General features: G+C 62.0%; 31 protein-coding genes, 1 tRNA gene and 1 pseudogene. 20 read left to right on the forward strand and 13 right to left on the reverse strand.

All coding sequences use genetic code 11. The features are described from left to right. The first annotated feature begins 5 nt into the window (after positions 1–5). Both purN and purH read left to right on the forward strand, forming a co-directional pair. Complete coding sequence (gene purN, locus MTX36_RS18155) at positions 6–698, forward strand: phosphoribosylglycinamide formyltransferase (RefSeq protein WP_243621086.1); 693 nt, start codon at positions 6–8, stop codon at positions 696–698. Continuing rightward, a complete protein-coding gene (purH, locus tag MTX36_RS18160) occupies positions 691–2,250 on the forward strand; it encodes a bifunctional phosphoribosylaminoimidazolecarboxamide formyltransferase/IMP cyclohydrolase (RefSeq protein WP_243621087.1) in 1,560 nt (519 codons plus the stop codon). Before purN ends, purH begins: the two co-directional genes overlap by 8 nt. A 75-nt stretch (positions 2,251–2,325) precedes the next feature. Here purH and MTX36_RS18165 read toward each other — a convergent pair whose 3' ends face one another. The 3 genes from MTX36_RS18165 to MTX36_RS18175 form a co-directional block, all read right to left on the reverse strand. Next, positions 2,326–2,547 carry a hypothetical protein gene (locus tag MTX36_RS18165; RefSeq protein WP_243621088.1) on the reverse strand — a complete coding sequence of 74 codons (222 nt, stop codon included), beginning with the start codon at positions 2,545–2,547 and terminating at the stop codon, positions 2,326–2,328. Between the two features lie 463 nt (positions 2,548–3,010). Continuing rightward, positions 3,011–3,979 carry an alpha/beta hydrolase gene (locus MTX36_RS18170; RefSeq protein WP_243621089.1) on the reverse strand — a complete coding sequence of 323 codons (969 nt, stop codon included), beginning with the start codon at positions 3,977–3,979 and terminating at the stop codon, positions 3,011–3,013. Between the two features lie 27 nt (positions 3,980–4,006). Then, the gene (locus tag MTX36_RS18175; protein ID WP_243621090.1) at positions 4,007–4,579 is read right to left on the reverse strand and encodes a DUF4126 domain-containing protein; all 573 of its coding nucleotides are present in this window, start codon (positions 4,577–4,579) and stop codon (positions 4,007–4,009) included. A gap of 85 nt (positions 4,580–4,664) precedes the next feature. On the opposite strand from MTX36_RS18175, the gene MTX36_RS18180 reads away from it, so the two are divergent. From MTX36_RS18180 to MTX36_RS18190, 3 genes are read left to right on the forward strand one after another with little or no spacing between them, the layout of a single operon-like run. After that, positions 4,665–5,081: a VOC family protein gene (locus tag MTX36_RS18180; RefSeq protein ID WP_243621091.1), complete on the forward strand. Its 417-nt coding sequence runs from the start codon at positions 4,665–4,667 to the stop codon at positions 5,079–5,081. 55 nt (positions 5,082–5,136) lie between these two features. Beyond that, positions 5,137–6,510, forward strand: coding sequence for an ATP-binding protein (locus tag MTX36_RS18185; RefSeq protein WP_243621092.1), 1,374 nt, complete (start codon positions 5,137–5,139; stop codon positions 6,508–6,510). Position 6,511: 1 nt separating this feature from the next. Then, complete coding sequence (locus MTX36_RS18190; protein WP_243621093.1) at positions 6,512–8,449, forward strand: VWA domain-containing protein; 1,938 nt, start codon at positions 6,512–6,514, stop codon at positions 8,447–8,449. 10 nt (positions 8,450–8,459) lie between these two features. On the opposite strand, the gene MTX36_RS18195 is transcribed toward MTX36_RS18190, so the two are convergent. The 6 genes from MTX36_RS18195 to rpmB all read right to left on the reverse strand — a co-directional run bounded on the left by MTX36_RS18195 (position 8,460) and on the right by rpmB (position 10,943). Then, positions 8,460–8,924 carry a hypothetical protein gene (locus MTX36_RS18195; RefSeq protein WP_243621094.1) on the reverse strand — a complete coding sequence of 155 codons (465 nt, stop codon included), beginning with the start codon at positions 8,922–8,924 and terminating at the stop codon, positions 8,460–8,462. A gap of 19 nt (positions 8,925–8,943) precedes the next feature. Continuing rightward, positions 8,944–9,882, reverse strand: coding sequence for an AEC family transporter (locus tag MTX36_RS18200; RefSeq protein WP_243621095.1), 939 nt, complete (start codon positions 9,880–9,882; stop codon positions 8,944–8,946). 83 nt (positions 9,883–9,965) lie between these two features. Continuing rightward, positions 9,966–10,223: a 30S ribosomal protein S18 gene (gene rpsR, locus MTX36_RS18205; RefSeq protein ID WP_003946414.1), complete on the reverse strand. Its 258-nt coding sequence runs from the start codon at positions 10,221–10,223 to the stop codon at positions 9,966–9,968. A gap of 9 nt (positions 10,224–10,232) precedes the next feature. Beyond that, a complete protein-coding gene (gene rpsN / locus MTX36_RS18210; RefSeq protein WP_243621096.1) occupies positions 10,233–10,538 on the reverse strand; it encodes a 30S ribosomal protein S14 in 306 nt (101 codons plus the stop codon). A gap of 2 nt (positions 10,539–10,540) precedes the next feature. Then, the gene (gene rpmG, locus MTX36_RS18215; RefSeq protein WP_243621097.1) at positions 10,541–10,705 is read right to left on the reverse strand and encodes a 50S ribosomal protein L33; all 165 of its coding nucleotides are present in this window, start codon (positions 10,703–10,705) and stop codon (positions 10,541–10,543) included. Position 10,706: 1 nt separating this feature from the next. Then, the gene (rpmB, locus tag MTX36_RS18220) at positions 10,707–10,943 is read right to left on the reverse strand and encodes a 50S ribosomal protein L28 (protein WP_243621098.1); all 237 of its coding nucleotides are present in this window, start codon (positions 10,941–10,943) and stop codon (positions 10,707–10,709) included. A gap of 104 nt (positions 10,944–11,047) precedes the next feature. Here rpmB and mrf point away from each other — a divergent pair. The 9 genes and pseudogenes from mrf (at position 11,048) to MTX36_RS18265 (ending at position 17,981) form a co-directional block, all read left to right on the forward strand. Next, positions 11,048–12,297, forward strand: a pseudogene (mrf, locus tag MTX36_RS18225) (ribosome hibernation factor-recruiting GTPase MRF). Beyond that, positions 12,294–12,548, forward strand: a complete 255-nt coding sequence (locus MTX36_RS18230; protein WP_243621099.1) for a type B 50S ribosomal protein L31 — start codon at positions 12,294–12,296, stop codon at positions 12,546–12,548. The pseudogene mrf and the gene MTX36_RS18230 overlap by 4 nt, the downstream one beginning before the upstream one ends. Then, the gene (gene rpmF, locus MTX36_RS18235) at positions 12,548–12,721 is read left to right on the forward strand and encodes a 50S ribosomal protein L32 (protein ID WP_243621100.1); all 174 of its coding nucleotides are present in this window, start codon (positions 12,548–12,550) and stop codon (positions 12,719–12,721) included. Before MTX36_RS18230 ends, rpmF begins: the two co-directional genes overlap by 1 nt. Positions 12,722–12,739: 18 nt before the next feature. Beyond that, entirely contained in the window at positions 12,740–13,351 is a 612-nt protein-coding gene (locus tag MTX36_RS18240) for a trimeric intracellular cation channel family protein (protein WP_243621101.1), read from the forward strand. A 70-nt stretch (positions 13,352–13,421) separates the two neighbouring features. Beyond that, complete coding sequence (locus MTX36_RS18245; protein ID WP_094275239.1) at positions 13,422–14,108, forward strand: response regulator transcription factor; 687 nt, start codon at positions 13,422–13,424, stop codon at positions 14,106–14,108. A 68-nt stretch (positions 14,109–14,176) separates the two neighbouring features. Next, positions 14,177–15,556 carry a HAMP domain-containing sensor histidine kinase gene (locus MTX36_RS18250; RefSeq protein WP_243621114.1) on the forward strand — a complete coding sequence of 460 codons (1,380 nt, stop codon included), beginning with the start codon at positions 14,177–14,179 and terminating at the stop codon, positions 15,554–15,556. Between the two features lie 209 nt (positions 15,557–15,765). Beyond that, positions 15,766–17,223: a S1C family serine protease gene (locus MTX36_RS18255; RefSeq protein ID WP_243621102.1), complete on the forward strand. Its 1,458-nt coding sequence runs from the start codon at positions 15,766–15,768 to the stop codon at positions 17,221–17,223. An 80-nt stretch (positions 17,224–17,303) separates the two neighbouring features. Beyond that, on the forward strand, positions 17,304–17,801 hold the full coding sequence (locus MTX36_RS18260) for a molybdenum cofactor biosynthesis protein B (RefSeq protein WP_185564609.1): 498 nt from the start codon (positions 17,304–17,306) through the stop codon (positions 17,799–17,801). Between the two features lie 6 nt (positions 17,802–17,807). After that, positions 17,808–17,981, forward strand: a complete 174-nt coding sequence (locus tag MTX36_RS18265; RefSeq protein ID WP_243621103.1) for a hypothetical protein — start codon at positions 17,808–17,810, stop codon at positions 17,979–17,981. 76 nt (positions 17,982–18,057) lie between these two features. On the opposite strand, the gene mscL is transcribed toward MTX36_RS18265, so the two are convergent. The 4 genes from mscL to MTX36_RS18285 form a co-directional block, all read right to left on the reverse strand. Beyond that, positions 18,058–18,480, reverse strand: a complete 423-nt coding sequence (gene mscL, locus MTX36_RS18270) for a large-conductance mechanosensitive channel protein MscL (RefSeq protein WP_094274423.1) — start codon at positions 18,478–18,480, stop codon at positions 18,058–18,060. 113 nt (positions 18,481–18,593) lie between these two features. Next, positions 18,594–19,304, reverse strand: a complete 711-nt coding sequence (locus tag MTX36_RS18275; protein WP_243621104.1) for an SAF domain-containing protein — start codon at positions 19,302–19,304, stop codon at positions 18,594–18,596. Between the two features lie 91 nt (positions 19,305–19,395). Beyond that, on the reverse strand, positions 19,396–19,707 hold the full coding sequence (locus MTX36_RS18280) for an FmdB family zinc ribbon protein (protein ID WP_243621105.1): 312 nt from the start codon (positions 19,705–19,707) through the stop codon (positions 19,396–19,398). Positions 19,708–19,832: 125 nt separating this feature from the next. After that, the gene (locus MTX36_RS18285) at positions 19,833–20,408 is read right to left on the reverse strand and encodes a 5-formyltetrahydrofolate cyclo-ligase (RefSeq protein ID WP_243621106.1); all 576 of its coding nucleotides are present in this window, start codon (positions 20,406–20,408) and stop codon (positions 19,833–19,835) included. A 59-nt stretch (positions 20,409–20,467) separates the two neighbouring features. Here MTX36_RS18285 and MTX36_RS18290 point away from each other — a divergent pair, with 59 nt between their 5' ends. From MTX36_RS18290 to MTX36_RS18315, 6 genes are all read left to right on the forward strand, one after another. Continuing rightward, complete coding sequence (locus MTX36_RS18290; RefSeq protein ID WP_243621107.1) at positions 20,468–21,379, forward strand: UTP--glucose-1-phosphate uridylyltransferase; 912 nt, start codon at positions 20,468–20,470, stop codon at positions 21,377–21,379. A 123-nt stretch (positions 21,380–21,502) separates the two neighbouring features. Then, a complete protein-coding gene (gene glp / locus MTX36_RS18295) occupies positions 21,503–22,762 on the forward strand; it encodes a gephyrin-like molybdotransferase Glp (RefSeq protein WP_243621108.1) in 1,260 nt (419 codons plus the stop codon). Positions 22,763–22,807: 45 nt separating this feature from the next. Continuing rightward, positions 22,808–23,443, forward strand: coding sequence for a GNAT family N-acetyltransferase (locus MTX36_RS18300; RefSeq protein WP_243621109.1), 636 nt, complete (start codon positions 22,808–22,810; stop codon positions 23,441–23,443). Between the two features lie 244 nt (positions 23,444–23,687). After that, positions 23,688–24,425, forward strand: a complete 738-nt coding sequence (glpR, locus tag MTX36_RS18305) for a gephyrin-like molybdotransferase receptor GlpR (RefSeq protein ID WP_094274417.1) — start codon at positions 23,688–23,690, stop codon at positions 24,423–24,425. A gap of 85 nt (positions 24,426–24,510) precedes the next feature. Beyond that, positions 24,511–24,586 (forward strand) — tRNA-Ala (locus MTX36_RS18310). A gap of 294 nt (positions 24,587–24,880) precedes the next feature. Beyond that, a partial coding sequence (locus MTX36_RS18315) for a hypothetical protein (protein ID WP_243621110.1) occupies positions 24,881–25,180 on the forward strand: 300 nt, incomplete at its 3' end.

Below are 25,180 nucleotides of genomic sequence, written 5' to 3' on the forward strand. Positions count from 1 at the left end.
CTGTCGTGTGGTCGATTCTCCGGCCGCATCATCTTCTAGTTCTCAGGAGTAGAGCGCTGACTGCCTCGGCCGACAACCTGCAGCCGACGACGCCTACACGCGTCGTAGTTCTTGCGTCCGGCGCCGGTACCCTCCTGAAGTCGCTGATCGACGCCTCGAGGTCCGACGGATACCCCGCGCAGATCGTTGCCGTCGGTGTCGATCGGGACTGCGCAGCCACCGAACACGGCGAGGCTGCCGGGATTCCGGCATTCAAAGTGTCGATCAAGAATTACGATGATCGCGCAGACTGGGACAAGGCTTTGACCGCGGCCGTTGCCGCGCATCGCCCGGATCTTGTGGTCAGTGCCGGATTCATGAAGATCCTTGGTCCCAGCTTCCTCGCGGAGTTCGGCGGACGAATCATCAACACTCACCCCGCGTTGCTGCCTGCCTTCCCCGGCGCGCACGCGGTTCCCGACGCGATGGCGTACGGCGTGAAGGTCACGGGATCGACCGTGCACCTGGTCGACGGTGGAGTGGACACCGGGCCGATTCTGGCCCAAGAACCTGTGGCAGTGCTGCCGGGCGACACCGAGTCGACGTTGCACGAGCGCATCAAAGTTGTAGAGCGTCGGTTGTTGGCGGACGTTATCGCCGCTGTCGCTACACACGGAGTAGTTTCCGATGGACGAAAGGCCGTGATCCCCAGTGAGTGAACGCAAGGCTGTGCGCCGTGCACTTGTCAGCGTCTACGACAAGAGTGGTCTGATCGAGCTGGCCACAGGCCTGCACGAGGCCGGTGTCGAGTTGGTGTCGACCGGCTCGACCGCGTCGAAGATCGCCGACGCCGGTATCCCCGTGACGCCGGTCGAGGCTCTGACCGGATTCCCCGAGTGCCTCGAAGGTCGAGTGAAGACGCTGCATCCGCGCGTTCACGCCGGCGTTCTGGCCGACACGCGCAAGCCGGATCACCTCGCTCAGCTCGAGGAACTCGGCATCGCTACGTTCGAACTCGTCGTCGTCAACCTGTACCCGTTCACCGCGACGGTTGCCTCGGGTGCCACGCCGGACGAGTGCGTCGAGCAGATCGACATCGGCGGTCCGTCGATGGTTCGCGCTGCCGCCAAGAATCACCCGTCGGTGGCAGTTGTCGTCGATCCCGCTCGCTACACCGACGTGTTGGCTGCCGTCGCCGGCGGCGGATTCACGTTGCGTGAGCGCACTGTCCTTGCGGCGCAGGCGTTTCAGCACACAGCGTCCTACGACGTGGCTGTTGCGAGCTGGATGACCAGCACCATCGCTGCAGACGACGACGGTTCGCAGTTCCCCGCCTGGGTTGGCGCTACCTGGAACCGCAGCGCTGTTCTGCGTTACGGCGAGAACCCGCACCAGGATGCTGCACTGTACGAAAACCCCGCTGCGCCTGCAGGTTTGGCTCAGGCGGAGCAGTTGCACGGCAAGGAAATGTCGTACAACAATTACACGGACTCCGATGCCGCATGGCGTGCAGCGTACGACTTCGCTGATCCGGCAGTCGCAATCATCAAGCACGCCAACCCGTGTGGCATCGCTGTGGGCACCGACATCGCCGACGCTCATCGCAAGGCTCACGCCTGTGACCCCGTCAGCGCATTCGGTGGCGTCATCGCCGCCAACCGTGAGGTCACAGTCGAACTGGCCGAGCAGATCGCCGACATCTTCACCGAGGTCGTCATCGCCCCGTCCTACGCCGACGGAGCAGTTGAGGTTCTGCAGCGCAAGAAGAACATTCGTGTTCTGAAGGCTGCTGCGCCGACAGCAACCGGCATCGAACTGCGCCCCATTTCGGGTGGCACGTTGCTGCAGCAGCGCGATGTTCTCGACGCGGATGGCGACAACCCGGCCAACTGGACCCTCGCCAACGGTGAGGCTGTAGATGCCGAAACGCTCAAGGATCTCGAATTCGCTTGGCGTGCAAGCCGCTCCGTGAAGTCCAACGCAATCCTGCTGGCTTCCGGCGGTGCATCGGTGGGCGTCGGTATGGGCCAGGTCAACCGCGTGGACGCAGCGCATCTCGCTGTCCAGCGTGCCGGTGACCGCGTCGTAGGTTCGGTGGCAGCATCGGACGCGTTCTTCCCGTTCCCCGACGGCCTTCAGGTTCTCCTGAACGCCGGCGTCAAGGCTGTGGTTCAGCCCGGCGGTTCGGTTCGTGACAACGAGGTGATTGCGGCGGCCAAGGAAGCCGGCGTCACTCTCTACCTGACAGGTGCGCGCCACTTCGCGCACTGATCATTTTCTCGTGCAAGCGGGCCTCGACTTCATTGTCGGGGCCCGTTTTCGTTTTGGGTGATTCGTAATCGGCGGTCAGGCAGCTTGAATGTGTGTTCCTTGAAGTTCACGCGGGGTGCCGGTGATGACAACCCGTGACGCGCCGCGGTTGCGGATCTCGCTGATCAATGCGGCGAGGGTGGCTTCGTGGGCAGCGTCGGAGTGCGAAAGGTCCAGCGTGACGGCGTAGCCGGTGAGGTCGGACGGTAGATCGACATACGGGGGTGCGGTGGACAACTGGTTGATTCGAAGTTTCATCTGTCTCTCCTGGATGTGAAAGGTAAAAGAAAAGGCACCCGCGGCGTATGCCCTGGGTGCCCGAAAACGGATCCGATCAATCTGTGGATCATTCTCGGGGGACACCGCGCTTGACGCTCATGTGCTTGTTGATGCGATGGGCCGATAGGGAGGCCGAGAAAATGTGCACGTGCGCTGTGCAACTGCGCCACGAAGGTGCAGATGCAAAGTCTGGGTGAAGCGACATGGATTCCGTACCTTTCATGCTCGGCGTAGCTGGTTAATGGATGACCGTACAGCACCGATCGAGGGTTCGCACCAATAAAGTGCATCGCGAACGTAAACGTCACGTGACTTTTGTCCCGGCAGTGGATCCCGGTTGTCTCGCTACCGAACAGGTCAGAGGGTAAATACAAAAGTCCCCCCGCGATTATTCGCGGGAGGACTTTCGATCTTAAAATAAGGACGTTCGGTCTGTATTTCGTCAGGCGAGTGAACGGACCCACTCGGCAAACGGTTTCGCGAACTCGTCCGAGTAGGGCAGAGGCTCGATGTAGTCGGCGCCGGTCGACTGCGCGTCACCGAGATCCTTGAGCACAAAACTGGCGTTCCGCATCCGTACCGACGTCAGTGACGTGTGGGACAACGCTTCGTCGAGTGCCGCGACATCTGACGGAACAATCTGGATGTCCTTCGCCGAGCAACTGGTCAGCACCGGCATTCCGGCGGAAAGCATAGCCACGAGTGCCACGGGATCCAGAGCGTCCTCTTCCGCCAGGGCCTTCGCGTTTGCGTAAACCAGACCGGCGTTCCGTAGTGGCTCGGGAAGATCATCCGGAACAGTTCCGTCGGTACGCAGTGATTCCACGGCTCCGGCGAGCGCTACGCGGAGTTCGTCGGCCAATTCGACAGGCAGTTGCCCGGCCCCGACAACGGCGTCGAGCTGCCCGTGGATCTGGTTGGTCAACAGATCGAGCAGGCGGATACTCAACGGCTCGACGAGTGCGAGCGAACTCACCCGGGCACCCTGACTTGCAGTTGCCACTGCGAGCGCGACAATCGCCCCGTCGCTGTGACCGACGATGATGAGTCGATCAGCGTCGACGCCTGGCTGCTGCGCCAGAAAGTCGAGTCCGTCGGATGCTGCATCGACGTAGGTGTTGAAGCCGAGATCGGCGATCTCGTCGATTTCGTAGGGGCCCAATCCAGTTTCGCCGCTGCCGATCTTGTCGTAGCGCAAACTTGAAATCCCCTGTTTTTCAAGGATATCCGCGATAAATCGAAGCGTTCCGATATCGCCTTCGAGAAGCGCGCTGTCGCCGTTGCGATCGGTGGGGCCACTGCCCGCGAGGATGAGTGCCGCCGGTGCCCTCCGGTCGGGACCGGCGACCAGACGCAGGCTCCCGAAGAGGGTGACTGGCCCTGATTGAAAAGTGATCTCGGTGTCGGACATGACGACCTGTCTACCAGGTTCGCGGGCTCACGCGGTACGCAGACTGCGGACGCGTCGCCATCCGCGCCAACTGAACCACAAGAGCGCGGCGAGCAGCGGAAGGATCAGGAGCGGAAGGATCATCGCGATCAGCGACGTGAAGAATGTCAGTACGTCTTCGACTACGGAAATGACCGGGTTGGCGAGCCCGCCGGTAGTCGCGGTGCTGACGGCCCGCGTTCCGGTTTGCGCGGCGCTGAACGTCAGAGCAGTCGGGGCCCCGACGATGATGCCGGCTATCGCGGCGATTGCCGGATCGAAATGGCTGAACGCAGCCCACGCCGCGATAGCTCCGGCGATGGGGCCCGTGACGTTGCCGACGACGGAGAGCGCATTGTCCACGAAGGGGATCAGATCGGCACACAGTTCGACGACGGCGGCGATCGCCAGAGCAGCCAGGGCGCCGGTAGATCCGATCCACCGCATCGACTCACCGACGGTGATGCCGAACAGTTCGAAATGGACGGCGGTACTCAGCATCAACAGTGGCAGGAAGGTTCGCATACCCGACGCGGCAGCAAGACCGAGGCCGAGCATGGCGGGCAAGACCCAGGTATCCATGGGTGGAGTTTAGGTCTACTGTGCGCCTTTATTAACCCTCCGCGGTTAATAAGGGCGCACAGCAGATCACTGGAAAGGAACTTCCATGCCGACACCGACACCGACCATGTTCTTCCTCAACCTCCCCGTCAAAGACCTGGGCAAGGCCACCGTGTTCTACGAGGGACTGGGCTATGCCAAGAACCCGCAATTCTCCGACGATAATGCGTCGTCGATCGTCATCAGCGACACCATCGTCGTGATGTTGCTGGCCGAGCCGTTTTTCAAGACATTCACGTCCAAGGAAATCGCCGATACGACGGTGTCGACGGAAGCGCTCCTCGGGCTTTCGGCGGAGACCCGCGAGGCCGTGGATTCCATCGTCGACAAGGCATTGGCAACCGGCGGCAGTGCCGGCAATGCGACGCAGGACCACGGATTCATGTATTCGCGGAGCTTCCAGGATCCGGACGGTCACATCTGGGAAATCATCTGGATGGACCAGTCTCAGGTGGAGAGTTGAGAGCGGATTCTCCTCAGCGCGTGCCGAAACCGGCAAATGCTCGTAGCTTGGTGGGGTGACTGTCGCCAAGACCCTCGGGGAGCTACGGGCCTCCGGACACGTACAGCGAAGTGTCAAAGAAGAAATACGCGAGAACCTGCTCGCCGCGTTGCGGGACGGCCGTGATCCCTGGCCCGGGATAGTCGGGTTCGAGGAAACAGTCGCCCCGCAACTCGAGCGGGCACTGATTGCCGGCCACGACGTCGTGTTGCTCGGTGAACGTGGGCAGGGCAAGACTCGGGTACTGCGCACACTTGCCTTGTTGCTCGACGAGTGGACGCCCGTCATCGACGGTTCGGAACTGGGGGAGCATCCCTATGAGCCGATAACTCCGGCCTCGATCCGGCGTGCGCGTGAACTCGGTGATGAACTACCGGTTCTGTGGCGCCATCGCAGCGAGCGGTACTCCGAGAAACTTGCAACCCCGGATACGTCCGTCGCCGACCTGATCGGTGACGTCGATCCGGTCAAGGTCGCCGAAGGCCGCAGTCTGGGTGACCCCGAGACCATTCACTTCGGACTCGTGCCGCGCGCGCATCGTGGAATTGTTGCGATCAACGAACTTCCCGACTTGGCCGAGCGCATTCAGGTATCGCTTCTCAACGTGATGGAAGAGCGTGACATCCAAGTCCGTGGATACACGCTGCGACTCCCGTTGGATGTGCTGTTGGTAGCCAGTGCGAACCCCGAGGACTACACCAATCGCGGACGCATCATCACGCCGCTCAAGGATCGTTTCGGCGCTGAGATTCGCACGCACTACCCCGTTGAATTGCTTGACGAGATTGCCGTGATCGACCAGGAAGCGCATCTGGCGGCAGAAGTCCCCGATTACCTACTCGAGATTCTGGCTCGATTCACGCGGTTGTTGCGCGAATCCACTTCGGTGGATCAACGATCGGGGGTGTCGGTTCGTTTTGCCGTGGCCGGTGCCGAGACTGTCAGCGCTGCCGCGGTGCGCCGCGCGGCAATCCTCGGTGAGGCGGATCCTGTTGCGAGGCCGGTGGATCTGGATTCGGTAGTGGAGGTGCTTCGAGGCAAGGTGGAGTTCGAATCCGGTGAGGAAGGTCGCGAACTGGAGGTGCTCGAACATCTGCTCCGCCGGGCGACGGCCGATACCGTTCGCGTACGTCTGGGCGGAATCGACTTGTCGACGTTGGTGAGTGCCGTGGAGCTGGGCAACACCATTGTCACTGGCGAATCCGTGACGGCCAAAGCATTTTTGGACGAACTGCCCGAACTTGATGTTCTAGAGGAGATTGCGGAGCGGTTGGGAGCACGATCCGACGGTGAGCGTGCTGCGGGCGCGGAGTTGGCGCTCGAAGGGCTGTATTTGGCCCGAAGGATCTCGAAAGATCAAGGCCCGGGCGGCCGCTCGGTGTATTCCTGAAATGACACATAACCCGCGTTACCGGCCGTACGACGGAGGTCCCGATCCATTGGCCCCGCCGGTGGATCTTCGTGAGGCGCTGGCGGCGATCGGCGACGACGTTCTGGCCGGGACATCTCCGCGGCAGGCGTTGCGCGAGTTGCTGCGGCGCGGTAACCGCGACATGCGTGGGCTCGACGAACTCACGGCGGACGTGAATCGTCGTCGACGAGAGATGTTGCGTCGCAACAATCTCGGCGGAACTCTCGACGAGGTACGCAAACTCCTCGACAAAGCAGTACTCGAGGAGCGCAAGGAGTTGGCCCGCGCGCTCGATGACGACGCACGGTTCAACGAGATGCGGATCGCGGAATTGCCGGCGTCGACGGCGCACGCGGTTCAGGATCTGGCAGATTACAACTGGCGTAGTGAGCAGGCGCATGCCGACTACGACAAGATCCGTGACCTTCTGGGACGTGAAGTGCTGGATCAGCGGTTCTCAGGCATGAAGCAGGCTCTCGAGGGTGCCACTGATGAAGATCGTGAGCAGATCCGAGAGATGCTGACAGATCTCAATCAATTGCTCGACGCTCATGCCCGCGGCAAGGACACCCCGCGGCAGTTCTCGGAGTTCATGGACAAGCACGGGCAGTATTTTCCCGACAATCCGAGAAATGTCGAGGAACTGTTGGACTCGCTGGCGCAGCGGGCGGCGGCAGCCCAGCGATTGCGAAATTCGCTTTCTCAGGAACAGCGTGACGAGCTGGACGCGTTGGCGCAGCAGGCTTTCGGTGATCCGAGTTTAATGAGCGAACTCAGCCAACTCGATCAGTTCCTGCAGGCAGCGAGGCCCAGCGAAGACTGGGAAGGTTCGCAGCAGTTTCGCGGCCAGCAGGGCATGGGTTTAGGGGAGGGCACCGGCGCACTGTCGGACATTGCCGAGTTGGAATCGCTGGCTGACCAACTGTCGCAACAGTATGCGGGCGCCGGTCTCGACGATATCGATCCGGAATTGTTGGCCAGGCAACTCGGCGACGAAGCAGCGGCCGACGTACGTACCCTTGCTGACCTCGAAAAGGCCTTGCAGGAGCAAGGTTTCTTCGATCGAGCACCCGACGGCCAATGGCGGTTGTCACCGAAGGCGATGCGGCAACTCGGCCAGACCGCACTCCGCGACGTCGCCGGTCAGTTGTCCTCGCGGACCGGACAGCGGTATACGCGTCGGGCTGGGGCGATGGGTGAACCCACCGGAGCGTCGCGGGAATGGGAGTTCGGTGACACCGAACCCTGGGATGTGACACGGACGATCACCAACGCGGTGTTGCGTGATCCGGGCCGAATTCCCGTGCGGCTCACGGTTGCCGACGTCGAGGTGGCAGAAACCGAACAGCGGAGCCAGGCCGCAGTGGCCTTGCTGGTGGACACGTCGTTTTCCATGGTGATGGAGGATCGCTGGGTTCCGATGAAGCGCACGGCGCTCGCGCTCAATCATCTTGTCAGCACACGGTTTCGCAGCGATGAACTCCAACTCATCGCCTTCGGACGTCACGCTCACGTCCTGGACCCGTCGGAGCTTGCCGGGTTGGACGGAGCGTGGGATCAAGGGACCAACTTGCATCACGCGTTGTTGTTGGCGGCCAGGCATCTTCGACGCCATTCCAACGCCCAACCGGTGGTATTGATCGTCACAGATGGTGAGCCGACCGCACACCTCGAACCCGACGGCGAGGCGCGATTCGACTATCCGCCGAGCGCCCGAACCCTTGGATTGACGGTCCGTGCTCTCGACGCTGTGGCGAGGTTGGGCGCGAAGGTGACGTTCTTCCGGCTCGGTGAAGACGCCGGCCTCGCTCGGGTGGTCGACCGCATGGCTCATCGGGTTGGCGGGCGTGTCATCGCTCCCGACGTGGAGGGTCTGGGCGCGGCAGTGGTCAGCGATTACATGCGCGGGCGGCGATAGCGGACTTCGATCAGCCGCTGACCACCTGACGGTCACCGAGTGGACTACTCAGATGCACGTCCAACGAGCCGAACACGGCTACGAGAATGCACAGTCTATTTGCAGCCTCCGGAAGCGCACCCGTTTGAAGCGTGACGGTGACCGTGGAATCGGTCTCCTCGACACTGGCGTGCGCGCCGTAACATTCCGGTGTCCCGGTCACGAAATGGACGGCAACGGTGGTCTCGTCCACCTCTGACCAGGACTCGAACATGGTGTCCGACGCCCCGACGATGTCCGCGCGATCGGCGAAGACCGTACCGATATCGGAATCGTTCACTTGCGTGGGAACGGGTGATCCGCGTCCCCAGTCGGCCGGAACTGCGCCCTGCGCCGCAAGTACTTTCGGCGCCGCGGGTGTTCCCGTGGACTGCGTGCCGAAAGAGCACCCTGCCAATGCCAGGGTGGCCAAAACTGCGAGGACGATTACGCGCATGCATCCACCGTAACCCTGGTCAAGCGAGCAACGCTGTGACCAGCGCAATCGCCGGAATTGATGCCAAAGTGGTGACAAAAGCGCTGTCGCGAGCCAGCACCATACCGCGGCGATAGCGACTCGCGTAGATGAAGACGTTCTGAGCCGTCGGCAAGGTGGAGACGACAACGATCGCGAACAATTGGTGGCCGTCGACACCGAGTAGGAAATGCGCCATCAGATAGGCGAGCACCGGTTGAACCACAATTTTGAGCGTCGACGCCAAGGCGACATCACGTCGGGGGCTCGAGCCCTTTTCCAATACACGCACGCCGTACAAGGACAGCCCGAACGCGAGCAGAGCGCCGGGAACGGACGTGGCCCCGATCAGTTCGAACGGCTGCATCAGCGCCCGCGGTGGTGCCCAGCCGACAAGTGCAACCGTCAAGCCTGCCGCACCGGCCAATACGATCGGGTTCTTGAACGGAGCGGTCACCGTGTCGATGAGCGACAGCTTCTCGGCGTCGGGGCCACGCAAGGCGGTGAGATCGAGAATCGTCAACGCGATGGGGGAGTAGACGACGATCTGGAACAGCAGCAGCGGAGCGACAAATGTGGCGTCGCCAAGTACAAAAACAGCGATGGGAATACCGAGGTTCGCTGAGTTCACGTACGACGCGGAGAGCGCGCCGATCGTCAGTTCCGGTAGCGGTCGATCCAGCCAGATTTTGGCCACGAGGACGTATAGCGCGCCGACGGCAAAGGCGGTGGCCGACGCTACCGCGAGGGTTGGGGAGAAGATCACCGACAGATCCGACGACGCGAGTGTCGTGAACAGCAAAGCCGGCGTCGCCACAAAGAATACGAGGCGGCCGAGAACGAACTGCCCGTGATCGCCCAGAGTGCCCAGACGCCCCAGCAGGTATCCGATTGCGATCACCACGAAGATGACGGTGAAACCCGCAACAACTCCCGACACGCTGCGGGCACCTCTCTGCTAGGGAAATACGGGCAAGAAAAAGGCCGCGCAGTCGATGACTGCGCGGCCTTTCCAGAAACTGACTACCGTGCGGCGGTGAAGGGGAGCAACGCCATTTCGCGTGCGTTCTTCACTGCAACGGCGACCTGACGCTGCTGCTGCGGGGTCAGGCCCGTGACACGACGGCTACGGATCTTGCCACGATCCGAAATGAACGTGCGAAGCAAGTTGATGTCCTTGTAATCGACATGCGTGATCTTCGCTGCGAACAACGGGTTCTTCTTGGGCTTACGTCCCTCTACGGGACGTGGCTTCTTCGACGGTGAACGCTTGACTGCCATCCGACTTCCTTACCAGCTCGACTTGTGTACGCCAGGCAGTTCCCCACGGTGCGCCATTTCTCGCACGCGTATCCGGGAGAGCCCGAACTTCCGCAGGTGGCCGCGCGGACGTCCATCCGCAGCGTCTCGATTGCGTAATCGTACCGGACTGGCGTCGCGTGGTAGACGTTGCAGGGTCGCCTGGGCTTTTGTGCGCTCTTCCGGGGAGCTTTTCGGGGAGCGGATCGCCTCCTTCAGTAAGGCTCGCTGTTCGGCGTATCGCGAGACGATGACCCGCCGTTGGTTGTTTTTCGCGATCTTCGACTTCTTCGCCATGCCTACTTCTCCTCTCGGAATTCGACGTGCCTGCGAACGCCCGGGTCGTACTTCTTCAGGACCAGGCGGTCGGGGTCGTTGCGACGGTTCTTGCGGGTCACATACGTGTATCCGGTTCCGGCAGTTGACTTCAGTTTCACGATCGGACGGATTTCGTTTCGGGCCACGTCACACCTTCTCGCCGCGAGCGCGGATCCGGGCGAGTACTGATTCGATGCCGTCGCGGTCGATGGTCTTGATGCCCTTGGCTGAGAGGGTGAGCGTGATTCGGCGCCCCTCGCTGGGCACGACGTATGTCTTGCGCTGGATGTTCGGATTCCAACGGCGGTTCGAACGCTTGTGGGAATGCGAGACGGATTTTCCGAATCCCGGCGCGCGTCCGGTCACTTGGCAGTGAGCCGACATGTCTCTTCCTTTCATTTTGAAGATGAAAACCATTTTCGACAAAGCGATGAGATCAATGTAGCGTTCCGAGTTGTTAATGACAATCATTCCCATGAGGAGGCACCGTGAATACGAACCTGGACGGCAGGACTCCGCTGGTTCTGGTTTCCGGCGTGAGCGGATCTGCGACAGGTGCGGCGCGTTCACTCCTGCGAACCGGAACCGTGGTGGTGCATCACGATCTGAGCCACCTCCGCGAAGGAGTCGTACGTCGGACCGTCACGTCCATCGCCGGCAACACGGTGTCCGAACGAGAGACCATCCTCGAACTCGCTCATGGATGCGTCTCCTGCACCCTGAGCCGCGACGTGCTGCCACTGCTGCGTCGACTGCACTCACGGAGTTCGGTTCAGCGCATCGTTCTCCTGCTCGACCCTGAGCTCGAACCCGAAGCGCTGTGCTGGGCGATCGAGCACGTCGACGTAGTCGGCGTTGTCGGCCAACTGGACGGCCCTGCATTGCGGGATGTCCGCGTCGACGCCGTAGTGACCTGTATCGACGCCGAAACATGGCTGGCCGATGCCACCGGGGACGAAGCATTCGATATAGACAGCGAGAGCGACCGCACCATTGCGCAGGTGGTCGTCGGGCAAGTCGAGTTTGCCGACGCACTTGTAGTCAGAGGTTCCGAGAACCTCGACAGTTGGCACCGGTCGCGTCTGAACGCCGTTCTGACGCGGCTCGCGCCCGGGGTGCCGGTCCGCGATGACAGAGGGAACGTCGAAGACCTGCTACTTGCGGTGCCGACGGACGCCCGGCGTGGAGAACTCACCGACGCTCACTCCCCGTTGTTGCGTCGTCAGCCGTCGCTCGACGAAAGCAGTGGTGTCGTGCTCGTCGAATTCACCGCCAATCGGCCGTTCCACCCCGGACGACTGCACGAGGCGATCGACGTCCTACTCGACGGCGTCGTGTGCTCGCGTGGTCGTCTCTGGCTGGCGACGCAACCTGGCGAAGCGCTGTGGCTCGAATCTGCGGGCGGGGGACTGCGGGTCGCGAGTGCGGACACCTGGCTGGCTGCCATGACAGCCGAACAATTCGAGCGGGTTCCGCCTGAGCGTCAGGCGCTCGCGGCGCTCAATGGGACGAGCGTTTCGGTGACCGTGACACCTCGATTGTCGTGCTGGTGTGTGACGGCAATCCACTCGAGATTGACCGAGCCCTGCAGTACGCACTGGTCACCGACGAGGAACTGGCCGACGAGAAATCCTGGGCGAGCTGGGATGACCCGTTCGGTGAATTCCATGAAGACCCGTGCGACGAATCCGAATCGACTTATGTAGAAACCGAATTCACATGTGAAGGAAACGAATGAAAAAGCAGATGCACCCCGACTATCATCCGGTGGTGTTCCAGGACGCTAATACCGGCAAGTGCTTCCTCACTCGCTCGACAGTGACCAGCGATCGGACCATGGACTGGGCAGACGGCAACACCTACCCGCTACTGGTCGTCGACGTCACAAGCGACTCACACCCGTTCTGGACCGGCGCACAACGAGTTATGGACACTGCCGGACGCGTCGAGAAGTTCGAGCGTCGCTACGGAAAGCGCACGGTGATCTGATGGCTGTTCCCAAGCGGAAGATGTCCCGGTCCAACACCCGCAGTCGCCGCGCGCAGTGGAAGGCGACCGTGCCCGATCTGGTCACCGTCACTGCCTTCGGCCAGACACATCGAGTTCCCCGGCGACTGGTCAAAGCCGTCCGACTCGGGGTGATAGACCCCAACCGAATCTGACCGTGGGATCCTTGGCCGGTGCTGCTGACGATCCTCGAACTGGTGGGCATCGTGGCGTTTGCGGCTTCCGGTGCTCTGGTCGGTGTCACCAAGCGGCTCGATATTTTCGGAGTGTGCTCGGTGGGAGTCTTCACCGGCATCGGCGGCGGTATCGTCCGAGACCTTCTCCTCGGCGTCCATCCGCCGAGTTCGTTGAGCAGTTGGCCGTACTTCGGTACCGCCGCGGTGACGTCGCTGCTCGTGTTCTATCTGCACGAGCCGCTCAACCGATTGCGTCGTGAAATCCTGGCGCTCGACGCACTGGGAATGGGGCTGTTCGCGAGTACCGGCACCATCATCGCGTTGGAGAACAATGCCAGTTCGCTCGCCGCGACATTGATCGGCGCCACCGCCGCGATCGGCGGCGGAGTGATCCGCGACGTTCTCGTCAACGAGGTACCGCTCCTGCTCCACAAGGATCTCTACGCGGTGCCGGCGCTCCTCGGGGCTGCGTCGGTGGTCACAGTTTCGGAGTTCGGACTGTCCACGAACGGCGCACTGCTGTGTGGCACCGTATTTGCTGCAGTGTTCAGATTGCTTGCGTTATGGCGTCATTGGGGCCTGCCCGGACCCCGGCGTACCGAAGACTGACCGCGACACGCCGAAGCGCAGAATGGGCCCCTCTCAGCCCTATCTCAGCACATGCGTCCAAACTGTCGGTATGCGTATTTTGGTGGTCGACGACGACCGAGCGGTTCGCGAGTCGCTGCGGCGGTCGCTCAGCTTCAACGGCTACACGGTCGAGCTCGCGGTCGACGGACTCGACGCACTCGAAAAGATTATCGCCAACCGTCCCGACGCCGTTGTTCTCGACGTCATGATGCCGCGCCTCGACGGTCTCGAAGTGTGCCGCCGTCTGCGAAGTGCCGGGGACGATCTGCCCATCCTCGTGCTCACCGCCCGCGACTCGGTCAGTGAGCGGGTCGCCGGCCTCGATGCGGGTGCCGACGATTACCTCCCCAAGCCGTTCGCTTTGGAAGAGTTGCTCGCCCGCTTGCGTGCGCTGCTCCGCCGGACTGCGCCTGATCCGGACGCTGATTCCGAGATGATGAGTTTCGAAGACCTCACCCTCGACCCCGTCACGCGCGAGGTCAAGCGCGGCGAGAGGTCCATCAGCCTCACCCGGACAGAGTTTTCACTCCTCGAAATGTTGATGGCGAACCCGCGCCGAGTCCTCACTCGTGGGCGCATCCTCGAAGAGGTGTGGGGATACGACTTCCCGACCTCCGGAAACGCACTCGAGGTCTACGTCGGGTATCTGCGTCGCAAGACCGAAGCAGATGGTGAACCGAGGTTGATTCACACCGTCCGCGGCGTTGGCTACGTCCTTCGGGAGACGCCCCCGTGATCACCGCTCCGTCCGGGAAGAATGCCGAACCGAAGAACTCACAGATTCCCGCCGGTACGCCGGCGGGGATGCGCCCTCCGATGCAATTGACCCGTTCGGTGTCGTTGCGTTGGCGGGTCACACTGCTCGCGGCGTCCGTCGTGGCGATCGCGGTGGCTGTCATGGCCATTGCGGCCTACGCCGTTGTCTCACGCGCGCTCTATGCCGATGTCGATCACCAATTGCGCACCCGCGCAGCCGTTCTCATTGACAGTAATGTCGTGCGGTTCGATCCGCGATACATCAGCGGTGCGACGCTCTACACCACCGATATCAGTGTTGCACTGATCTTCTCGAATCTCGACACCTACCAGCCTCCGGGCTCCGACGTCCCGATCGGTGACGCCGAAATCGCGGTGGCACGTGGGATTTCCGACTCGTCGCTACGGACCGTCGACGGGCAGCGTGTACTCGCGCAGCGGACCCACGACGGAAGCGCTTTGGTGATCGCGCAACGGCTCGAGCCCACCGGCGCAGTGCTCGATCGGCTTGCCTGGGTGCTGTTCGTCGTCGGCGGATGCGGTGTCATCCTGGCCGCAGTGGCCGGGACAACAGTGGGCCGCACAGGTTTACGACCGATCGCACGATTGACGGCTGCGACCGAGCGAGTGGCCAGAACCGACGATCTGACCCAGATCCCGGTAACCGGCAGTGACGAATTGGCGCGTCTGACCGAGAGTTTCAACACGATGCTCCGGGCCCTCGCCGAATCTCGGGAGAGGCAAAGCAGGCTCGTTGCCGACGCCGGCCACGAACTGCGCACACCGCTGACATCGCTCCGTACCAACATGGAACTCCTTATCGCGTCGAGTCGGCCAGGTGCACCGCAGATTCCGGACGAGGACATGAAAGAACTGCGCGCCGACGTCGTCGCACAGATCGAAGAACTGTCCACCCTCGTCGGCGACCTTGTCGATCTCGCGCGGGAGGACGCACCCGAAACCGTCTACGAGAGAGTCGATGTGAGTGACGTCGTCGAACGCTCACTCGAACGAGCGCGTCGACGCCGCAACGAGATCGAATTCGATGCGGTGACAACACCTTGGTTTGTCTACGGCGATCAAGCCGGTCTTTCGCGCGCAGTCCTCAACGTCCTCGACAATGCTGCGAAGTGGAGCCCGAAGGGTGAAAAGGTGCATGTCGAAATGCGTCCCGTCGGCCAAGGCTTGTTGGAATTGACGGTCAGTGATGCGGGACCGGGCATTCCGGAGGAGGATCGGGAGTTGGTGTTCGATCGTTTCTACCGGTCCACAGCGGCGCGTTCCATGCCGGGATCCGGACTAGGACTGGCGATTGTGCGTCAAGTCGTGATCAAACACGGCGGCACTATCGCGATCGACGAATCCGATCGAGGTGGGGCACTGGTTCGAATTGTGCTGCCAGGTGAACCGGGGCCGACCGCCGCGTAAGCGCTCGAATAGGATTAATTGAGTATTATGTTCGGGGCTAAGGCTTTTCGTCGACCCTGAACCAAAGTTCGAGCCAAAGATTGTGAATTCACTGCAAACTCTGGGCAAAGTGACAGGTACGTCTCAGCGCCTTCTCAGCAGCGCAAGGCAAGCTTGTCGTCAACACAGTTGTGACCGCCGTAGGTGGTCACCGAGACGAAAGCGAGCCGATGACCGACGACCGCAATATCGACCCGACCCGGCCCGAGCAGCCCAACAGCGAACCTACCCAGGCGTACCCGACGCAGCAGCCGCACCCCACGCAGGGTTACCCGACCCAGCAGAATCCCGCGCCGGAGTCCGGGGTGCCGCGCAGCCCGTACCAGCCCACCGAATCGTTCGGGCAGCAGCAGTCTGCACCCGGCTACGGTCAGCAGCCCACTGCATCGTTCGGGCAACCACACGGTGCGCACGAGGCCGCATACCAACAGCAGGCGCAACAGCAGTCGTACCAAAGTGCTGGTAGCCCTGGCGGACCGGGAACCCCAGTCCCCCCGGCACTGCAGGGACCGAACGCCGGCGAACCCAAGCCGAAATCGAAGCGCATGGCGCTGGTCGCCGGAGCTCTCGCTCTGGTGTTGGTCAGTGGTGGCGTCGGGGGCGCTGTCGGTGCGATCGTGGCTGACAACAACAGCGGCGGTGCCGCTGTCACCAATTCGCTCAACGCTCCCAAACCGAGCGCAACCAACACGTCCAACGCCCCGGCCGGATCGGTGCAGGCCGTGGCTGCGCGGGTTGTCCCCAGCGTCGTTCAGATCGAGGTTGCAACAGCGCAAGGGCAGGGCGGCGAAGGATCCGGCGTGATTCTGTCGTCCGACGGACTGATCCTGACCAACAATCACGTTGCCGGTGCTCAGGGCGCTCAACTCCGTGTTGCGTTCTCCGACGGAACGAAGGCTTCGGCGACACTCGTCGGCGCCGACCCGGTTTCCGACATCGCCGTCATCAAGGTTGCCGGGCGAAACGACCTGACGCCGATCGATCTCGGTACGTCCGCCGACGTCCAGGTCGGGCAGCAGGTTGTGGCGGTCGGATCCCCACTCGGCCTGGCCGGCACGGTCACCGAGGGCATCATCTCGGCACTCAACCGCCCGGTCTCCACCAGCGGCGAGTCGGGCAACCAGAACACAGTCATCGACGCTCTGCAGACCGATGCTGCCATCAACCCGGGCAACTCCGGTGGCGCGCTGGTCAACATGGACGGTCAGTTGATCGGCATCAACACCGCGATCGCTTCGCTGGGAGCATCGTCGGGTGGCCAGGGCGGCTCGATCGGCCTCGGCTTCGCAATCCCGATCGATCAGGCCCGGCGCGTGGCCGACGAGTTGATCAAGACCGGTAAGGCAACGCAGGCCATGATCGGCGTGACGGTGCCGTCGCAGGACAACGCGGACGGCGCAACCGTCATGGATGTCACTCCTGACGGTCCGGCTGCCAAGGCCGGTATCCCCGAGGGGGCAGTGATCACCAAGGTCGACGATCGTGTTGTCGCCGACGGTGATTCGCTGATCGCGGCAGTGCGTTCGCACGCTCCCGGTGACAAGGTTTCGATCACGTACACCGACGGCGGACAGAGCAAGACCGTCGACGTGACGCTGGGAACTGCTCCGGCGCAGGGCGTCCGATGACTATCAGCGATCTGCCGACGATCACACAGATCTTCGGCCGGATCGCAACCGATCCGGAGCGCGGCACTACGGTAGAAGGTATGGAACTCGAAGCCACCTCGGCCGGCCGCGCTCTGGTCGTCATCGTCGACGATCGAACAGCCCACGGCGACAACACCGACTCCATCGGTCCACTGGTCACGGAGTTGCTCAACGAAGCGGGATTCCTCGTCGACGCGACGGTTGCCGTCGCTGCTGACGAAGTGGAGATCCGCAATGCTCTCAATACCGCGGTGATCGGTGGTGTCGACCTGGTGATCTCGGTCGGCGGCACCGGAGTGTCGCCCCGCGACGTGACACCCGACGTGACAGCCGAAGTACTCGATCGTGAGATCCCGGGAATCGCCGAGGCACTGCGCGCTTCCGGCCTGTCCGCCGGATCCCTCGAAGCGGGTTTGTCCCGCGGTCTGGTCGGAGTCTCGGGCAGCACTCTCGTCGCCAATCTGGCGTCGACGCGTCCCGCGATCCGCGACGGCATGGCAACGTTGACAGCATTGGCGAGTCACGTCATCGCCGAGCTTTCCAGCCTCGAGGGCTGAGCTGCGGTGTCCGAACACAAGGACGCCGGCAAGAAACCGGTCGACAAAGACAAGCTGGCGCGCATCTTCGGGGACGTGTTCCCGGAGACGACGTCGGACGAACGAGGTCCTGAAGGCTCGACGGGTTCGTCGGACGACGACTGGTTGCGCGGACAGGTGCCGCCTCACCACGGTGGCTAGATACAGCGGCGAATATAAATGAATCAGGCCCTCGCGGACGCAAGTCTGCGAGGGCCTGATTTGTGGTCGAACCGCTTTACTCCAGAGTCTTGGCGTGAGCACCGCTGTCGGTGCCGTCGGCGTTGGAGGCGAGGATGTCGCGGATCTGGATGAGCAGATCCGTTTCGCTGGCTTCCTTGTCCTCGGGTTCGGTCGCAAACTTCTTCTTCGCTGCATTTGCGGGCAGGATCAACACGAAGTAGACGACCGCGGCGATGATGATGAAGTTGATGATCGCGGTGACCACGGCGCCGAAGTTGAGGAACGTCTCGCTGGTGTCGCCGGTGAGCTGAATACCCCAGCCGTATTCGTTTCCTCCGCCGATCGAAGCGATGAGGGGATTGATGATGTTGCTGGTGAAGGCTGTCACGATCGCTGTGAAGGCTGCGCCGATGACAACTGCGACGGCGAGGTCCAGCACGTTCCCGCGGAGTAGGAAATCCTTGAATCCCTTGAGCATTTCGGTCTCCCTGAATGTGGTGTGACTAGATCTTCGTGTGGCGTCCGGTTATTCGGCTTTCCGGAAACAACCGATTGCAAAAATCCTAGAGGAGCAGACCCGGATATGTTCGCTCACTGAAACGTCACCGTGATCGCATTGACCAGTGAGGCCCCGGCGACGCGGGTGGCAGCTTCGGTGGGCAAGGCCAGCATTATTATCTGTTCACGCTGGTTACTGGCATTTTCTGCCGCTGTGACGAGGACGACGACCGCCCCGGAGGCCAGGATCCGAGGCGAGGCGTCGGTCGATGTCGCTTCCGGTGTGTCGGCGCCGACTGTCAGCACATCGACTATGTCGCCGCTGCGCAATATGTCCGCAACTGCTGCGTCCGCGAGGCGTACCGGGACTATTCGAGCGTCGTCGATTCCGGTGGATTCTCGGGCCGAACGCGAGCCGAGAATCCTGATATCGGTGACAGTTTCGCCTCGTCGTATCGGACCGACAACCGTTCGGCCGAGTACGTCGGCAAGGTCGGTGACAACCCCGTCGGGGGTCTGATCGGCAGTAAATTCCCCGGTTCCGAGATCGTCGGGGGTGATGATCTTTCCCGGTGCGATGTCGCGGGCGGCTGTGACGACGCTGATGCGTTCGGAATCGGGATCTCCACGAAAGAGCAAAGCGATCCCGAGTATTGCAAGAATCAGCGCTGCGACCTTGCGGGCGGTTGCGCTCCGCACACGATTCGGCCTTGCCAGCGAGATCAATCGGTCGACGGCACTCGGAGTGAGATCGAGTCGGGCGGGATCACGCGGCCGGAGCAAGCGAGAAAAAACGGATGGCATAAACGAACGGTAGGACCGGAAGCATGCTTTCGGTCCTACCGTTATTTGTCTGTGGACAACCTCGCGGTTGTGGAGAAGTGGCTGCCGTAAATCAGCTGGCAGCGGCCTTTGCCGGAGCGGGAGTGCTGCTCGACGAGGCTGCTGCCGACGAGGAATCCGACTTGGACTCGACCTTGACCGCCGGTGCCGAATCGCTCTTGGCGGGCTCGCTGGCAGATCCGGAACCACCGCGGCTGTCGGTGCGGTAGAAACCGCTGCCCTTGAATACGATGCCGACCGAGTTGAACAGTTTGCGGAGCTTGCCGGAGCAGGTTGGGCAGACCGTCAGTGAGTCTTCACTGAAGGACTGGACGATGTCGAAACGGTTGTCACATTCCGTACATGCGTATGAGTAGGTAGGCACCGGGCTTCCTCCGCATTGTGATATCGAGCAGTGTTCTGACACTGCAGCTTTTAGCACTCTACAAGTGACAGTGCCAACAGCGCGAATTACGTGTCTATTCCCACTGGCTCGAAAGGGGTGTCGACTCACCGATTCAGGCGGGTCAAACCCGCGCCCGGTGTCAGAGCCCAGCCCATCGGAATGTCGTGTGGATCGGCGGGGAGGTGCTCCACAAGTTCCGAGTCTCGAACGATTGCAACGAGGCGAGTTGTCGGAGAAAACAATCCGAGAGTGCGGTCGTAGTACCCGGCTCCGCGTCCCAGCCTCGTGCCCCGGAGATCCACGGCAAGCGCGGGGACGAAGACCGTGTGGGCGAGCGCGACGGTCGCCGGCGGCAGGACTTGCCCGACAGGTTCTCGCAATCCGAACGACGCCGGGCGTAGCGCGTCGACGCCCGTGTATTGAACCCAGGAGAGTGGACCGGGTTCACCCGTGATCGGTAGCAGCACACGATCAGCAAGTGAAGCCAGCGCGTCCAACAACGCCGTAGAACCCGGTTCGGTGCGGGTCGGAACGTACGCGCAGACCGTCGTATCCGGGGTAATCGCGGCCATCGCATGTCGGGCCAGAGCTGCTGATTCTTCGCGTCGTATGTGTTCCGACACATTGGCTCGTTCAGTCAGGACAGATTGTCGCCATTGCGCTTTTCCTCGAGGTTCCACCACTTCACGATAGGCATCGTGATGACTGACGGGTAACAAGTTGCAGTTAGGGTGTTGGCATGACAGACGTTGTTGCTAGCACCAAGAAGGCATTCCGCACGGCCGTGGTTCCGGCTGCCGGATTGGGTACGCGATTCCTGCCTGCCACCAAAACCGTCCCCAAGGAACTGTTGCCCGTGGTGGATACACCGGGCATCGAACTGGTCGCCGGTGAAGCCGCTGATTCCGGGGCCGAGCGCCTCGTCATCGTGACGTCACCCGGCAAAGACGGCGTTGTCGCACACTTCGTCGAAGACCTCGTTCTCGAAAGCAAGCTCGAGGCCAGTGGCAAGTTCGCGCTCCTCGCCAAGGTGCGTAAGGCGCAGGGTCTGCTCGAGGTCGATTCGGTGATTCAGGAACAGCCTCTCGGGTTGGGCCACGCAGTCGGTTGCGCCGAGGTACTCCTCGACGACGATGAAGATGCCATTGCAGTCCTCCTTCCGGACGACCTCGTGTTGCCTCGCGGAGTGCTCGAGACCATGGCGAAGGTACGTGCGAAGCGCGGCGGATCGGTTTTGTGCGCTATCGACGTTCCCAAGGACGAAGTCAGCGCCTACGGAGTTTTTGACGTCGAAATCGTTCCCGACGCAACCAATCCCGACGTCCTGAAGGTCATCGGGATGGTTGAGAAGCCGGCTATGGAGGACGCACCGTCCACCTTCGCCGCGGCCGGCCGTTACCTGCTCGATCGGGCAATCTTCGACGCGCTTCGACGCATAAAGCCGGGAGCAGGCGGCGAGTTGCAACTGACCGACGCCATCGCCCTGCTGATTGCCGAGGGGCACCCCGTGCACGTCGTCGTGCATCGCGGGACTCGACACGATCTCGGAAATCCCGGCGGTTACCTCCGCGCTGCGGTTGACTTCGCACTGGACATGGACGATTACGGCCCGTCGTTGCGAGAGTGGTTGACCACTCGCCTCGAACGCTGAAGTAGTTCGAAACTGTTCCGACGGGAAGTTAACGCAGTATCGAGATGCCCGGCCGCTCATGTGGCAAGGCATCATGGGGCTGAGTAACACGAGTTTCGCGACAAACAGGAGGACGCAGACCACATGCGGTCGGTTGAGGAGCAGCAGACCCGGGTTACAGCCGCTGCAGTTGCGCCCCGGCCGGTTCGTGTCGCCATTTCGGAGGCGCAGGGGTTGCTCTGTGCGGAAGAAGTGGTTACCGAGCGGCCGCTGCCAGGGTTCGATCAGGCTGCGATCGACGGATACGCCGTCCGCAGTGTCGACGTCGCCGGGGCCGGAACGGACCTGCGCGGCGATGACGGTGAGCCGATAGATCTGAACCTCCCGGTTGTCGGCGAGGTCACTGCGGGTTCTCGTCAGCCGATTCGCCTGCAGCCCCGACAGGCTGTTCGCGTCGATACGGGTGCACCGCTACCCACGCTTGCCGACGCGGTTCTGCCGTTGGAGCACACCGACGGTGGCCGTGCGCGTGTCCGGGTGTTCCAGCCCGTTCGTTCCGGTGACTACGTACGACGCGCCGGCGACGACGTGCAGCCCGGTGACGTGGCCGTTCGCGCCGGCACGATCATCGGTGCAGCTCAGGTCGGATTACTGGCTGCCGTGGGCCGCGACAAGGTTCTTGTTCACCCGCGTCCACGGCTCTCGATCATCAGCGTCGGCGGCGAGTTGGTGGATATCGATCGCACCCCCGGCCCCGGTCAGGTGTACGACGTCAACTCGTACGCACTGGCGGCGGCTGCTCGGGATGCCGGGGCAGACGTCAACCGTGTGGGCATTGCCGGATCCGACGCGCGCCGGTTGCGTGAGGTTGTCGAGGGACAGCTGATTCGGTCCGAGATCGTGGTCATTGCCGGTGCCGTCGGTGGGGGCGCTTCCGACGAGGTGCGGGAAGCGCTGTCGGAGCTCGGCTCGCTCGAGGTCGAACGCGTTGCGATGCACCCGGGGTCGGTGCAAGGTTTCGGACAGTTGGGCCGCGACGAAGTCCCGACGTTCCTCCTGCCCTCGAATCCGGTGAGTGCGCTCGTGGTTTTCGAGGTCATGGTTCGGCCGCTCATTCGAATCGCGCTGGGCCGTCGTCAGCCGATGCGTCGCATCGTGAAGGCCCGGTCGGTGGGCACCATCACGTCGATTGCGGATCGTAAGGGCTTCCTCCGCGGACAGTTGATGCGCGACGAAGCAACGGGGGAGTACCTGGTCCAGGCACTCGGGGGCGCTGCCGGAGCGTCGTCGCACCTGTTGGCGACGTTGGCCGAAGCGAATTGCCTCGTACTGGTCGATCGAGATGTCACGGAAGTTCAGATCGGTGAAATCGTCGACGTAGCTTTTCTCGCCCAGCGTGGGTGAATCACTTCCGAGGCGTCATGCCGACTTTGAATCCAGCGAGGTGTGATGTCAGCTCATCCAGGATGGCCGGAAAAGTTGGGCCCGCTGCGCGTATCCGCCGGCGTGGTTACGCTTCGGCCGATTCGGCTGCGTGACGCGTCCACCTGGAGCCGATTGCGAATTCGCGATCGAGAGCACCTGGAGCCGTGGGAACCGACGGGTGAGTCTCCGTGGGATGCGCGTCATCACGTCACTGTCTGGCCGTCGCTGTGTGGAAGTTTGCGGTCCGAGGCACGCAAAGGCCGGATTCTGCCGCTGGTGATCGAACTGGACGGCAACTACTGCGGTCAGATCACCATCGGGAACATTGTTCGGGGCGCATTGTGCTCGGCCTGGGTGGGCTACTGGGTCGCTTCCGATGTCACCGGTGGTGGTGTTGCGACAGCAGCCGTGGCACTCACTCTCGATCACGCGTTTTCGCGGGTGGGGTTGCATCGGGTCGAGGCCACGGTCCGTCCGGAGAATTCGTCGAGTCGGGCTGTGCTCCACAACGCAGGTTTCCGTGAGGAGGGCTTGCTCCGCCGGTACCTCGATGTCGATGGGCAATGGCGTGATCATGTCCTGGTCGGGATGACGGTAGAAGAGATTCCCGTCACAGTTGTCGACCGGCTCGTTCGCGCCGGCCGAGCGGCGTGGGCATGAAAACCTCAGTTAAACGACAGTTACCCCATCGGTAACCGGACATAACGCTTGACAATAGTCGTTGCCAATTCAACTTTCGGACAAGGGAATTCCGGCGGATCGGGCAGTTCGGTTCGGTACGCGTGTGACACATGAGTAAGGTGGGGTTCGGCGCGTCGGCAACGATGCGAAGGCGTCGGCCGTTAACCTGAAAGCATCAACGGCTGGCATAGGTGCTGGTAGGTGATCGTAAGGAGGTCGCGGCATGCCTAGTTCATTCGTGTGGATCGGGCTCGTGGCCGTCTGGTTGTTCGTTCTGGTGCCGATGCTCGTGAACAAGCGCCCCAGGATTCGCCAGACCAGCGAAGCAGCACTCGCGACTCGCGTACTACATCGCGGCGACAGTAATCCTGTGCGACGTGGACCAGCAGCCGGACATCGAAGCGATCCGACTTGGCAACCAGAACCAATGCGAAGCAGCTACGACGCGGAGGACCAGATGGACACTCACGCAGAAGACGACGACTACGCGGGCGCTCGTGCCCCGGTCAGGGATTTTGTGCCTGTCCGACGCGGTCGCGGTGGATTTGACCCCGAGGCCGACGCGATCGCCCGAGAAGCGCGCTACACGTTTCGGCAGCGCACGCTCCTCGGTTTGGCTTTCCTCGCAATCATGGCTGGTGCTCTTGCACTGATCGTCTCGCCAATCGTGGGGTGGCTGTGCGCTCTCTCGTTCGCGGGTCTCGGCGGCTATCTTGCGTATCTGCGCCGGCAAGTGCGGATCGAGCAGGAAATCCGTCGTCGACGGACCGAACGGCTCAACCGCTCCCGCCTGGGCGTCGAGTCCCACACCGACGAAGAGCTTCGACTGATCCCGGCCAGGTTGAAGCGTCCGGGTGCAGTTGTGCTCGAAGTTGACGATGGTGACCCGGCTTTCGACCACCTTGATCACTACGAGGAAATGCCCAGGCAGGCGGAGATGCGTCGAGCATCCGGGCAGTAAATCGTCCACCATCTCGGTGGCGGCAATTCGAGGGGCTGAATTCGGTCCTGCTAGAGTTGCCGAGCAACCGCCGAGGCGGCGGCACGGGGCTGTGGCGCAGTTGGTAGCGCGCTTCGTTCGCATCGAAGAGGTCAGGGGTTCGATTCCCCTCAGCTCCACCAAATTTCAATATCAGCTCGAATAAGTATCAGGTCCTCCGACAAGCGTCGGGGGACCTTTTCTCATTCGGACAGTCTGTCGACAAAGCGGGCTGTCTCGCGGAGAATGTGGTGAACGTGTGCTGTGTCATACCCGGATTAAGGTCAAATTCGATCCACTCTCCAGCCGGCTGAGGCATGATTCTATGGTTCAGCTATTTTCTAGGCATGTAACGATGCTTGGGTGACAGCGATAAGTACATTGGTTCGAAGCACTGTTGCGTGCAGCTAGAACGTATTTTTTCGGGGAGGAAACCGATGAGCCAGCCACGACGGCTAGCCATGACGCTTGTAGCTGGTTTGTGTCTGACGGGGATGGGGTTCCTTGCTGTTTCCGTGTATCCAGCCATGGTTTCTGCCCAACCCGGTGCAAACGAGACCATCAGCGGTGATGACGTAGTTCCCCTTGGTGACGTAGTTCCCCTTGGGGACGGCAACAATGGCGGCGGCAACAATGGCGGCGGCAACAATGGCGGCGGCAACAATGGCGGCGGCAACAATGGCGGCGGCAACAATGGCGGCGGCAACAATGGCGGCGGCAACAATGGCGGCGGCAAC

Origin of the sequence: Rhodococcus sp. ARC_M6 (assembly GCF_022810305.1) — a bacterium.
In the GTDB taxonomy this organism is placed as follows: domain Bacteria; phylum Actinomycetota; class Actinomycetes; order Mycobacteriales; family Mycobacteriaceae; genus Rhodococcus_F.

Excerpts from the sequence above, each read along its gene's own strand:
- MTX36_RS18175 (WP_243621090.1), bottom strand. The coding sequence starts at position 4,579 with ATGGATACCTGGGTCTTGCCCGCCATGCTCGGCCTCGGTCTTGCTGCC.
- rpsN (WP_243621096.1), bottom strand. The coding sequence starts at position 10,538 with ATGGCGAAGAAGTCGAAGATCGCGAAAAACAACCAACGGCGGGTCATC.
- MTX36_RS18230 (WP_243621099.1), top strand. The coding sequence starts at position 12,294 with ATGAAAAAGCAGATGCACCCCGACTATCATCCGGTGGTGTTCCAGGAC.
- MTX36_RS18300 (WP_243621109.1), top strand. The coding sequence starts at position 22,808 with ATGTCAGCTCATCCAGGATGGCCGGAAAAGTTGGGCCCGCTGCGCGTA.
- rpsR (WP_003946414.1), bottom strand. The coding sequence starts at position 10,223 with ATGGCAGTCAAGCGTTCACCGTCGAAGAAGCCACGTCCCGTAGAGGGA.
- rpmF (WP_243621100.1), top strand. The coding sequence starts at position 12,548 with ATGGCTGTTCCCAAGCGGAAGATGTCCCGGTCCAACACCCGCAGTCGC.
- MTX36_RS18255 (WP_243621102.1), top strand. The coding sequence starts at position 15,766 with ATGACCGACGACCGCAATATCGACCCGACCCGGCCCGAGCAGCCCAAC.
- MTX36_RS18195 (WP_243621094.1), bottom strand. The coding sequence starts at position 8,924 with ATGCGCGTAATCGTCCTCGCAGTTTTGGCCACCCTGGCATTGGCAGGG.
- MTX36_RS18250 (WP_243621114.1), top strand. The coding sequence starts at position 14,177 with ATGCGCCCTCCGATGCAATTGACCCGTTCGGTGTCGTTGCGTTGGCGG.
- MTX36_RS18170 (WP_243621089.1), bottom strand. The coding sequence starts at position 3,979 with ATGTCCGACACCGAGATCACTTTTCAATCAGGGCCAGTCACCCTCTTC.
- MTX36_RS18260 (WP_185564609.1), top strand. The coding sequence starts at position 17,304 with ATGGAACTCGAAGCCACCTCGGCCGGCCGCGCTCTGGTCGTCATCGTC.
- mscL (WP_094274423.1), bottom strand. The coding sequence starts at position 18,480 with ATGCTCAAGGGATTCAAGGATTTCCTACTCCGCGGGAACGTGCTGGAC.
- rpmB (WP_243621098.1), bottom strand. The coding sequence starts at position 10,943 with ATGTCGGCTCACTGCCAAGTGACCGGACGCGCGCCGGGATTCGGAAAA.
- MTX36_RS18275 (WP_243621104.1), bottom strand. The coding sequence starts at position 19,304 with ATGCCATCCGTTTTTTCTCGCTTGCTCCGGCCGCGTGATCCCGCCCGA.
- MTX36_RS18180 (WP_243621091.1), top strand. The coding sequence starts at position 4,665 with ATGCCGACACCGACACCGACCATGTTCTTCCTCAACCTCCCCGTCAAA.
- glpR (WP_094274417.1), top strand. The coding sequence starts at position 23,688 with ATGCCTAGTTCATTCGTGTGGATCGGGCTCGTGGCCGTCTGGTTGTTC.
- MTX36_RS18245 (WP_094275239.1), top strand. The coding sequence starts at position 13,422 with ATGCGTATTTTGGTGGTCGACGACGACCGAGCGGTTCGCGAGTCGCTG.
- MTX36_RS18290 (WP_243621107.1), top strand. The coding sequence starts at position 20,468 with ATGACAGACGTTGTTGCTAGCACCAAGAAGGCATTCCGCACGGCCGTG.
- MTX36_RS18165 (WP_243621088.1), bottom strand. The coding sequence starts at position 2,547 with ATGAAACTTCGAATCAACCAGTTGTCCACCGCACCCCCGTATGTCGAT.
- glp (WP_243621108.1), top strand. The coding sequence starts at position 21,503 with ATGCGGTCGGTTGAGGAGCAGCAGACCCGGGTTACAGCCGCTGCAGTT.
- MTX36_RS18190 (WP_243621093.1), top strand. The coding sequence starts at position 6,512 with ATGACACATAACCCGCGTTACCGGCCGTACGACGGAGGTCCCGATCCA.